Raw genomic sequence first — 10,632 nt, forward strand, 5'->3', positions numbered from 1 at the left:
TGATGGCTTCTTTTTTTGCTATTCAATCTGATTAATCAGATTTTCTAATTCATCTTTTTCTCGCTTAGGAGTGGACTCCTGTGAAGGTCTCATGGCAGGAGGCGCAGCTTTTGACGGAATAACAATTTCTTCACCTGGTAAATCGGAAAAGTCATTGTCATTGCTTAGTTTTGGTTGTGGCGGTGCTGGTCGATAGAGCGGACGTGCTAGTGGCGGAGCCGCACGATAAGTTTTCTTATCAGCTACTTCAGTTACAGTTTCTTGTTGGTCACGTGAAATAGGACCTTTAGCATCTTTATCTAAACGGACCCAAGCTGCTGGCGTACCTTGCAATGCTTGACCCATAAAGTTAATCCAGATCGGCAATGCGGCAATACCACCATATTCACGACGGCCAAGCGTAGTCGGTTGGTCAAAACCAACCCATGCTACAGTCACTAACTTGCCGTTGAAGCCTGCAAACCATGCATCTTTTGCATCATTCGTAGTACCTGTTTTACCACCTAAATCACTACGGCCAATTTTAAGTGCAGCACGACCTGTACCATGCTCGATTACATCACGTAAGATGTTCGCCATATCATAAGCAGAGCTTGATTTTAAAATACGTTGAGCTTGGCGATATTGACTGTTGTTTTTGTCAGTCTGTTTAAGATTAAGCTGTTTAGCTGCGTTTTCTTTCTGTTCTATGTCTTTATTCGTAACTTCAATAACTTCATCATCAGTCGTTTTAGGCTTTTGCTCATCATCTGTAGTGTCAGGTGCATTAATACATGGAATACATGCATATTCTGGTTTGGCTTCATAAATGACTTTGCCGTAAGCATCTTCAATACGTTGAATGAAATGTGGTTGAACACGGTAACCGCCGTTTGCAAACGTTGCATAACCAGTTGCCATTTGAATTGGTAATACTTGAGGAGTACCTAAGGCAATGGTGTAGTTACGTGGAATTTGATCTTCTTGTAAACCAAAATCCATAAATAATTGGCGAGTACGTTCAATCCCTACAGTTTGTAGAAGTCTTACTGATACGGTATTACGAGACAAATATAAAGCACGACGTAATGGGATCATACCTAAGTAACGCCCATCAGAGTTCCGCGGTGTCCATTTGCCAATCGTAATTGGGCTATCATTCACCATGCTATACGGTGTCATGCCTCTTTCTAATGCTAAAGCATAGAGGAATGGCTTGATTGTAGAACCCGGTTGACGCCACCCTTGTAAGGCACGATTAAATTTTGATTGGTAGAAGTTATAGCCACCTACAATTGCTTCAATTGAGCCATCATTTGGATTAATTGCAATGAGTTGACCTTGAACTTTTGGAACCTGAACTAAAGACCATGCGGTTTTATTATCATTTGGGCGTAAACGAACAATATCTTTAACTTTAACAATTTGAGATGCGCGTGAAGGAGCGCCACCTACGCTATTTGCATTGCGATAGGGGCGTGCCCATGACATGCCAGACCATTGAACCGTAACGGTTGAGCCATCTTGCATTAATGCTTCAAAAGAGCTGCTATTTACCTTAGTGACTTGTGCAGGATAAGTGTTGGCATATGCTCTAAATTCAGTTAACGGTTTGTCATGTGCTTCTGCACCACGCCAGCCATGGCGACGGTCATAAGCTTCAAGGCCATCTTGCACAGCTTTTTCTGCAATCGCTTGGCGTTTAGCATTAATTGTTGTGTAGACTTTATAACCAGAATCAATGGCTTGTTCGCCAAAATGCTTTACAAGTTCTGAACGAACCATTTCCCCAGCATAGGGATGAATATTATTTAAATCCCGATTGGGCATATTTAAATTGATCGGCTCTGCAACTGCTTTTTGATATTCTGCTTGAGAAATATAACCCAGCTGTAACATACGGCCTAAAATCCAGTTGCGTCGTTCGAGTGCGCGCTCAGGATTAACTACAGGATTATATTTAGAAGGTGCTTTGGGCAAACCTGCAATCATTGCCATTTGAGCAATGCTGAGCTCATTAATGCTTTTGTTATAATAAATTTTAGCTGCTGCCGCGATACCATACGCATTTTTCCCTAAGAAGATTTTATTCACATAGAGACTGAGAATTTCTTCTTTGGATAAATTTTGCTCAATTTTTCGAGCCAAAAAGATTTCGGTTATTTTACGTTTTAGAGTTCTTTCTGGACTCAAATAATAGTTCTTTGCAACTTGCATGGTGATCGTTGAACCACCAGTTTGCACATCCGAACCCGTCACACTTTCGCTCAAAGCACGACCTAAACCCTTAAAACTGATCCCGCTATGTTCAAAGAAAGAAGAGTCTTCTGCTGCTAAAAATGCATGAATAAAAGCAGGGGGAATTTGTTTGTATTCAACCGGAATAGAAAGCTTACCACCGTACTCGGCAATCAGTTGATTGTCTGAAGTGTAGACCTGTAATGGTTTTAAGAGGGGAGCTTTTTTTAGTGAACTCATTTCTGGAAGCGATGGGGCGATATAGAGATACATGCCATAAAAGCCCATCGGAAGTGAGACTAAGATAATAATAATGATCAAAAAAATTGGACGCACGAAGCCCAAACTGGATAGCTTTTTCATGATAAGTAAGCTTTAATAAGATCGAATACAAACTAATTGTGGTCAGTATAGCCTTTAGACATGCGGATTGTTAGATGAGATATTGTATCCGTGTAAAAATAAAGACCTAGATTATTGGTTTGTAATTTTTTTTGGGGATAAAAAAATAATAGGACAATAGTGTGCTCAGGTTATATCGTAAACCGAATAAGGGGTTAATGGGCGTCGATATTAGTTCGACTTCTGTTAAGTTGTTAGAGCTCTCTGTTAAGAATGGTAAATATTGGGTAGAAAGCTATGCTTTAACGCCTTTACCTGAGAACAGTGTAGTTGAAAAAAATATCTTGAATCCAGAAGCAGTTGCAGAAGCTTTGGAACGGGCGATGAATTTAGCAAATCCCCACACCACTAACGCTGCAATTGCTGTTCCAACATCGACGGTTATTCATAAAACCATCGAAATGGATGCAGATATGAACGATGATGAACGTGAAGTTCAGATTCGATTAGATGCGGAGCAATATATACCGTTCCCTTTAGATGAGGTGAGCCTTGATTTTGAAGTTTTACCAGATCGACTGCCGAATCCAAATCGTGTGAATGTACTTTTAGTCGCAACACGAACAGAAAATGTTGAAACACGCGTAGAAGTACTGGAACTGGTTGATTTAACGCCTAAGCTTGCTGATGTTGAAAGTTATGCTGTCGAGCGTGCTTTTAGTGTGTTTGCTGATAGCTTACCCATGGGTGCAAATACCATTGGTATTTTAGATATTGGCCATACCATGACCACATTATCGGTTATGCAAAATGGCAAAATCATTTATACCCGTGAACAAGTCTTTGGTGGCAAACAGCTTACTTTGGAAATTCAAAGCCGTTATGGTTTGTCATTAGAAGAAGCGGGACGCGCTAAAAAAGAACGTTCTTTGCCAGATGATTATGACATCGAAATCTTAGAACCATTTTTAGATGCTGTAGTTCAGCAAGCTGCTAGATCTCTACAATTTTTCTTCTCTTCATCCCAATTCAATGAAATTGACCATATTTTGCTAGCGGGTGGCAATGCCAACATTCCAGGGCTTGCTAAATTGTTGCAGCAGAAACTCGGTTACCGAGTCACTATTGCCAATCCATTTTTACAAATGGGTTTCTCTCCTCAAGTCGACGTTCAAAAAATTGAAAATGATGCTTCTTCATTAATGGTGGCATGTGGCTTGGCTTTAAGGAGTTTTGATTAATGGCAACAATTAATTTACTCCCTTGGCGTGATGGGCTTAGGGAGCAGCGTAAAAAACAATTTATTATTTTATGTTTTGGGGTCGTTGTTTTGGGGATAACCACTGTATTTGCAGGGTGGTTTTATTTGAATCAAAAATTAGATGATCAAGAACAAGCAAATCAGCTCATCATCAGTACAAACCAGAATCTAGATCAACAACTTAAAACCTTAAATGGCTTGCAAGAACAGCGGGACGCAATTATTGAGCGTATGAAGCTCATTCAAGGTTTGCAAAGCCAGCGTCCAGTCGTTGTGCGTTTGGTGGATGAATTAGTACGTGTGACACCTGCTGCAATGTATTTGACTAAATTCAGCCGAACCGGAGATAAATTTACGATTGAAGGTAAAGCGGAAAGTCCAAATACGGTTGCAGAGTTATTACGTAATCTTGAAGCATCACCATGGTATCGCAACGCTTTTATGAGTTCTTTCTTGGCGACCGAAGAGAAAAAAGATAAGGCTGTAAGTTCTTTGCTTCCTAGAGTTGAAGATAGCTATGGCAGTTTTGTTGTTACTGTTGATGTAGGGGAAATGGGTGTGACTACAACAGATGATACCGCCAATACGTCTGTAGGTACGGATAAGGAGGCGGCAAAATGAGTCCTGATGAACTTCATGAGCTGTCTTTAGAACAAGCTCCATCTAAGAAAAAAAAGATCACCTTAGAAAAATTTCTTCAGCAATTTAACACGCTCGACATGAACAGTTATGGCAGCTGGCCATTATCTGTGAAAATTACGTGTTGGATTTTTATTTTCTTTGCTGTACTGGCTTTAGGGTATTTTGTTGCTATTCAACCAAAGCTACAAGCAATTGATAATGCTCAAGCACAAGAAAGTAATTTATTAAATGAGTTTCGAGAAAAAGACTCAAAATTACGCAACTTGCAGCAATACCAGCTTCAACTTCAAGAGATGCAAGCCAACTTCAATCAACAGTTAGAACAATTGCCAAAAGAAACCGAAATTCCAAGTTTAGTTGAAGATATTAACTTAACGGGGGTGAATTCTGGTCTGAAGTTTAAAAATATCCGCTTAGAAGATGAAGTGAAGCAGGAAATTTTTATTGAACAGCCTATTACTATCGAAGCAACTGGGGATTATCACGCTTTCGGTGCTTTTGTTAGCAGTATTGCGGCATTACCACGTATTGTGACGATGCATGATTTTATTGTTGAAGCTGCTCCTGTTAAGGATGGTAAATCAGATATTCCTGTGCTTAATTATTCTATCAAAGCAAAAACTTATCGTTATATGGGCGCGGTTGAAAACCAAAATAATAGTGATCCTCAAGTAATAAATGGTGAAAGTCAGATAAACGCCTCCGATAGCCGTAATGCACATATTCCTTCTATAAAGAAGTCAAAGCGAAAGTAGGAGGATAACTAATGAAACTAAAGAAAATTTTACTTTCTCTGGGGATAGGCTTGGTTTTGGTTGGATGCGACTCTAGAATCGACGCCGTAAATCAGCAAATGGCCGATATACGTAATCAGCCACCACAAGCCATAGAACCAGCGCCTGTTTTTACGCCTGTGCCACAATTTAATTATGCAGCCCATCAGTTAAAGAGCCCATTTTTACCAAGCTCACTTGCTGCTGAGCTCAAAATTATGGCGGGGAAACGAGTATATCCGAATTTCTCACGAGCACCACAGCCACTCGAAAGCTATGCATTAGAGTCCTTAAATATGAAAGGAAGTATGCGTAACAGCCGCGGGCAAGTCATGGCTCTGATCCAAACACCTGATCATCAAATTGAGCGAGTACAGGTAGGGAATTATATCGGGATGAATCAAGGTCGAATTACCCATATTGGTCCTACTCAGATTGATCTGGTGGAGATTGTCCCTGATGGGCGAGAAGGCTATGTGGAGAGACCAAGAACCTTAGTGTTAATTGGACCCGCACCCTAAAATTTAGGGAATAACAAAGAAAAAATTATTTTTAAAGATTATTTATTGGGGATGGTTAGACAATGAATCACGTATTCCGTCAGTTTTCTATGGGAGCTGTGGCGATTGCAATTATGCAGGTTGCGTCTGCACAGGTCAGCATGACTAATATTGTACCGATGCAAATAGCGGGTCAGGGAACAGAAATTCGAGTGATATTTAATGGCTTGCCACCGCAACCACAGGCATATCAGCTTGAGAATCCTTCACGTTTGATTTTAGATTTTAATAAAGCGCAGCAGAATTTAATACAGTCAAAAGTAGCTATTGGAACGAATGAAGCGAGTTCGGTCGATGTAAGCTCCGATGATCAGCGTTCACGTTTAACTGTAAATTTGAAAGAGGCAGGTGCTTTTACTACTCGTATTGAAGGCAACACTTTTATTTTAAAGATTAATTCTGTGCAAGCTGTAGCTAAACCTGTATCAGCAAGTGCAATGCAAACCCAAGGTGTTTCAAACATCGGCTTCCAACGCGGTAGTCAAGGGGAAGGTCTTATTGTTATTGACCTGTTGGGGAGTAATACCCCTGTTGATGTGCAACAACAAGGCAGCAAAGTTGTAGTAAAAACTTTGGGTTCTAAAATTCCTACTCATTTAGCTAAGCGCTTAAATGTAAATGATTTTGCAACGCCTGTTTCGACCATTGAATCTTATAATGATAAAGGCAACGGTGTTATTACGATTCAATCTACTGGTAGCTATGAATATATGGCTTATCAGGCGGAAAATAAATTAACCATCAGCCTCAAGCGTCCTCAAGATAAAAGTGTAAACATTTCATCTAAACCATCTAATTATTCTGGTAATAAGCTTTCTCTTGATTTTCAAGATATTGAAGTTCGTCGCGTTTTACAATTACTTGCTGATTTTACTGGCATTAATATGGTTGCGGCTGACAGTGTGCAAGGTAACATCACTTTGCGTTTAAAAGATGTTCCATGGGATCAGGCACTTGATATTATTTTAAAAACTAAAAATTTAGATAAACGCAGAAATGGTAATGTAATTTGGATTGCTCCAGTTGCGGAACTGATCAAGGCAGAAGACGATGAGGCAAAAGCTTTAGCACAAACTATTAAATTAGCACCGATCCAAACAGATTATATTCGTTTGAATTATGCAAAAGCAGCAGATGTCCTTAAACTAATTGAAGAGACTCGTGATGGCAAGACAGCTGTCGCAAATCGTACAGCAGGTTCAGACTCTCTTGCTTTAGAAAGCTTATTAAGCTCAAGAGGTAGTGCTGTTGCCGATACGCGTACTAATACTTTGATTGTAAATGATACAGCCCAAAATATTGATAAAGTTCGTAAAATGATTGATTTGATTGATGTACAGATCAAACAAGTCATGGTGGAAGCTCGAATTGTAAGAGCCTCTACTTCTTTTACTAAAGAGCTCGGTGTTAAATGGGGAATATTATCGCAAGGGATTACCAACAATAATAATTTATTAGTTGGTGGTAGCGAAACGACCTTATGGAATTTACGAGAGCCCAAAAAGGATGAGACTACGGGTGGTTATAAATACACGATTGAACGTCCAGATAACTTAAATGTCGATTTAGGTGTAACCAATCCGGCTGGAAGTATTGCCTTTGGCTTGATTAGTATGTCTGATTTTATGCTTGATCTCGAACTTTCTGCATTACAAGCTGACGGTTATGGTGAGGTGATTTCTACACCTAAAGTGATGACCGCAGACAAACAACCTGCGAGAGTGGCAACAGGTCAACAAGTTCCTTATCAAACCACGACGAATTCTGCTGCGGGTGCTACAGCAAGTACATCATTTAAAGATGCACTATTAAGCCTAGATGTTACCCCGAGCATTACGCCTGACGGTAAAATTCAAATGAAATTGGATATTTCTAAGGATTCTGTAGCTGGCGAAGCACCTAATGGTGAATTAATTTTAAATAAAAATAATATTAATACCAATGTACTTGTTAATAATGGTGAGACAGTCATTTTAGGAGGGGTGTTTGAGCAGACTACTTCTAATTCACAAACCAAGGTTCCTTTCTTTGGAGACATTCCTGTCGTTGGACGTTTATTTAGAAAAGATGTGAAATCTGATGATAAGCAAGAGTTACTGATTTTCGTTACGCCACGAATTGTTAATGACACTTTGGTGAGAAATCATTAATATATTTTTTAATGAAAGCAATTGAAATAGGTGGCGCCTTGCCAAGCAAAGCGTTTGAAACCCTGCCAAATATTTATTTGGTAGGGCCCATGGGGGCAGGAAAAACAACCGTTGGACGTCATTTAGCCGAACTATTAGGGCGTGAATTTTTAGATAGTGATCATGAAATTGAACGCAAAACAGGTGCCACTATTCCCTGGATTTTTGAGAAAGAAGGGGAGTTTGGATTTCGTACTCGTGAAACAGTAGTGTTAAATGAGTTGACTTCCCGTAAAGCCTTAGTGTTGGCGACAGGTGGAGGTGCGATTACTCAAGCACCCAATCGCGAATTTCTAAAGCAACGTGGTATTGTTGTTTATCTTTACACTCCTGTAGAACTACAATTACAACGCACTTACCGCGATAAAAATAGACCTCTATTACAAGTTGAAAACCCTGAACAAAAATTACGTGATTTGTTGAAAATACGTGATCCTTTATATCGTGAAGTTGCGCATTACACGATTGAAACCAATCAGGGTGCTGCTCGTGATCTTGCTCAAAAGATTTTGCAACTTATTTTGTCCAACCCGCTAAAATAGCGAAACTTACTTGTGGTTTTATAAACTCATGCAAACTTTACATGTTGAATTAGGCGAACGCCGTTATCCTATTTTTATTGGCAGTCAACTTGATCCTAAGCAGTTGCTTGAGCCTTATATTCATGGTCAACAGGTCATGATCGTGAGTAACGAAACGGTCGCTCCTTTATATTTATCTCATTATCAAGAAGCTTTAAAAAGTTTGGGTAAAACTGTAGCGACTTGTATTTTGCCAGATGGTGAGAAATATAAAGATATTCAACATCTAAATTTAATTTTTGATGCTTTACTTGAAGCTGGTTTTAATCGTGATTGTACGGTTTTAGCTTTGGGTGGTGGTGTTATCGGGGATATGGCTGGTTTTGCGTCAGCATGTTTCCAACGTGGTGTTTATTTTATTCAGGTTCCGACTACACTTCTTTCACAAGTAGACTCAAGTGTGGGTGGTAAAACGGGGATTAATCATCCTCTTGGTAAGAACATGTTGGGCGCATTTCAGCAACCTCAAGTTGTTTTGGCTGATATGGCTCAACTCGATACTTTACCAGATCGAGAGTTATCTGCTGGATTATCAGAAGTCATTAAATATGCCTTGTTGGGTGACGCTGATTTTCTTGTTTGGTTAGAGCAGAATATGGATGGGTTAATTGGGCGAGATGCTGAACTTTTAGCAGAAGCTGTTTATCGTTCATGTGCTCATAAAGCGCGTATTGTTGCTAACGATGAAAAAGAGCAAGGCGAACGAGCTTTACTCAACTTGGGTCATACTTTCGGTCATGCGATTGAATCTTACCTTGGCTATGGCACTTGGTTGCATGGTGAAGCAGTAGCGACAGGCATGGTGATGGCGGCTGATTTATCACAACGTTTAGGTTGGATTTCAAGCGATGATGTAGAGCGTACAAAAAAAATTATTCAACGCGCTAATTTGCCGATATCATGTCCAAAAATTCCATTGGATGAATTCCTTGGATATATGGCGCATGATAAAAAAGTTCTCAATGGTCAATTACGTTTAGTGCTGTTAAAGCAACTTGGGCAAGCAGTAATTACTAAAGACTTTGATGTTGAACTCATGAAACAAGCTATTTTGGCAAATCAACACGGATAATAAATTAAGGTAACACATGACTGTATCACGTACACTTTGGCAGAATGTTCAACAATATATCTGGTTGGTGGGTGGTATCGTCTGCTTGTTGCTCGCTTTTATTTTTTGGGTAATGACCGATAGTAAAAAGCTGGTTGAAGTTGAAAAATCAGCTGATTCGGATGCGCCAGTGCAAATTCAGCCAGAGAAGGTAGCAACAACGGCTAATTTAGGGGCTTTAGCTGATGAAGTTAGACCTCTTGATTTAACAACTCGTACGGTTGCTTCTGGTCAGCATGAGGCAGAGTTCCGCGGTACAAAATTTATTAATGAAAACAAGAAACAATGGACGCTTGAGCTTTTCCGTGCGTCTGATGAAGATATTATTAAAAACTTTTTAAAAAATCGTCCAGAACGAAATAAATTTATCTACTTTCGTTTAAGCGGAGATAAGCAATCTGAACAATATGTTTTGACATATGGTGTATTTAAACGTTCTGAAGATGCAATTCAGCAGTTAACCCAACTTAATCTTGATTTACCTGAATCAATTAAACCCCAACCGCAACAATTTTCGACCTATGCGCCATTAGTCAATGATTTAGGGGCGGATGAAATGAAAGGTGGTATTAGCCAAACTTATGAAGTGCGGTTACGTCCAGCTGCTCTACCTAAAATTGATGAGTCCTTGCTCATAGGAGGCGGTGTGGCTACTCAACCTAAAGTGGCGGCTCCAGCAACAAACTCTACAACTCGTACAACGATTATTCGTCGAGATGCTGAGGGGAATGTTGTGGATGTACATCAGTCTAATTCGGCAGTTGATGTGGCTAAAAAGGCTCAACAGAATCGTACAACAGAGCCTACAGAAAAAAATGCAACAAATGAGGGCACAAGAGGTAATTAATCATAAGGATATATCGCACAAATATGGTGCAATAATAATAAACATATATATTTTTTGATCACCTGTGGTGCATATTTAGTCATTTATTAAAATGATAACGCGAATAAAA

9 protein-coding genes are annotated in these 10,632 nt (G+C 39.6%); 8 read left to right on the forward strand and 1 reads right to left on the reverse strand.

Going from position 1 to position 10,632, the window contains the following annotated elements; translation table 11 throughout:
* Positions 1 to 18: 18 nt before the first annotated feature.
* Complete coding sequence (gene ponA / locus H7R46_RS01525; protein ID WP_005067076.1) at positions 19 to 2,580, reverse strand: penicillin-binding protein PBP1a; 2,562 nt, start codon at positions 2,578 to 2,580, stop codon at positions 19 to 21.
* Between the two features lie 161 nt (positions 2,581 to 2,741).
* On the opposite strand from ponA, the gene H7R46_RS01530 reads away from it, so the two are divergent.
* From H7R46_RS01530 to H7R46_RS01565, 8 genes are all read left to right on the forward strand, one after another.
* Positions 2,742 to 3,800 carry a pilus assembly protein PilM gene (locus H7R46_RS01530; RefSeq protein WP_005067078.1) on the forward strand — a complete coding sequence of 353 codons (1,059 nt, stop codon included), beginning with the start codon at positions 2,742 to 2,744 and terminating at the stop codon, positions 3,798 to 3,800.
* Positions 3,800 to 4,441, forward strand: coding sequence for a PilN domain-containing protein (locus tag H7R46_RS01535; protein ID WP_005067080.1), 642 nt, complete (start codon positions 3,800 to 3,802; stop codon positions 4,439 to 4,441). Before H7R46_RS01530 ends, H7R46_RS01535 begins: the two co-directional genes overlap by 1 nt.
* The gene (locus H7R46_RS01540) at positions 4,438 to 5,217 is read left to right on the forward strand and encodes a type 4a pilus biogenesis protein PilO (RefSeq protein WP_005067082.1); all 780 of its coding nucleotides are present in this window, start codon (positions 4,438 to 4,440) and stop codon (positions 5,215 to 5,217) included. Before H7R46_RS01535 ends, H7R46_RS01540 begins: the two co-directional genes overlap by 4 nt.
* Before the next feature lie 11 nt (positions 5,218 to 5,228).
* Entirely contained in the window at positions 5,229 to 5,756 is a 528-nt protein-coding gene (locus H7R46_RS01545; protein ID WP_005067086.1) for a pilus assembly protein PilP, read from the forward strand.
* A 62-nt stretch (positions 5,757 to 5,818) separates the two neighbouring features.
* On the forward strand, positions 5,819 to 7,945 hold the full coding sequence (pilQ, locus tag H7R46_RS01550; RefSeq protein ID WP_005067089.1) for a type IV pilus secretin PilQ family protein: 2,127 nt from the start codon (positions 5,819 to 5,821) through the stop codon (positions 7,943 to 7,945).
* A gap of 11 nt (positions 7,946 to 7,956) precedes the next feature.
* Complete coding sequence (aroK, locus tag H7R46_RS01555) at positions 7,957 to 8,526, forward strand: shikimate kinase AroK (RefSeq protein WP_002116987.1); 570 nt, start codon at positions 7,957 to 7,959, stop codon at positions 8,524 to 8,526.
* Between the two features lie 28 nt (positions 8,527 to 8,554).
* Positions 8,555 to 9,637: a 3-dehydroquinate synthase gene (aroB, locus tag H7R46_RS01560; RefSeq protein WP_005067096.1), complete on the forward strand. Its 1,083-nt coding sequence runs from the start codon at positions 8,555 to 8,557 to the stop codon at positions 9,635 to 9,637.
* A 16-nt stretch (positions 9,638 to 9,653) separates the two neighbouring features.
* On the forward strand, positions 9,654 to 10,523 hold the full coding sequence (locus H7R46_RS01565; RefSeq protein WP_005067097.1) for a hypothetical protein: 870 nt from the start codon (positions 9,654 to 9,656) through the stop codon (positions 10,521 to 10,523).
* Positions 10,524 to 10,632 lie beyond the last annotated feature (109 nt).

The organism is Acinetobacter sp. BEC1-S18-ESBL-01 (assembly GCF_014169935.1).
Classification (GTDB): Bacteria; Pseudomonadota; Gammaproteobacteria; order Pseudomonadales; family Moraxellaceae; genus Acinetobacter; species Acinetobacter pittii.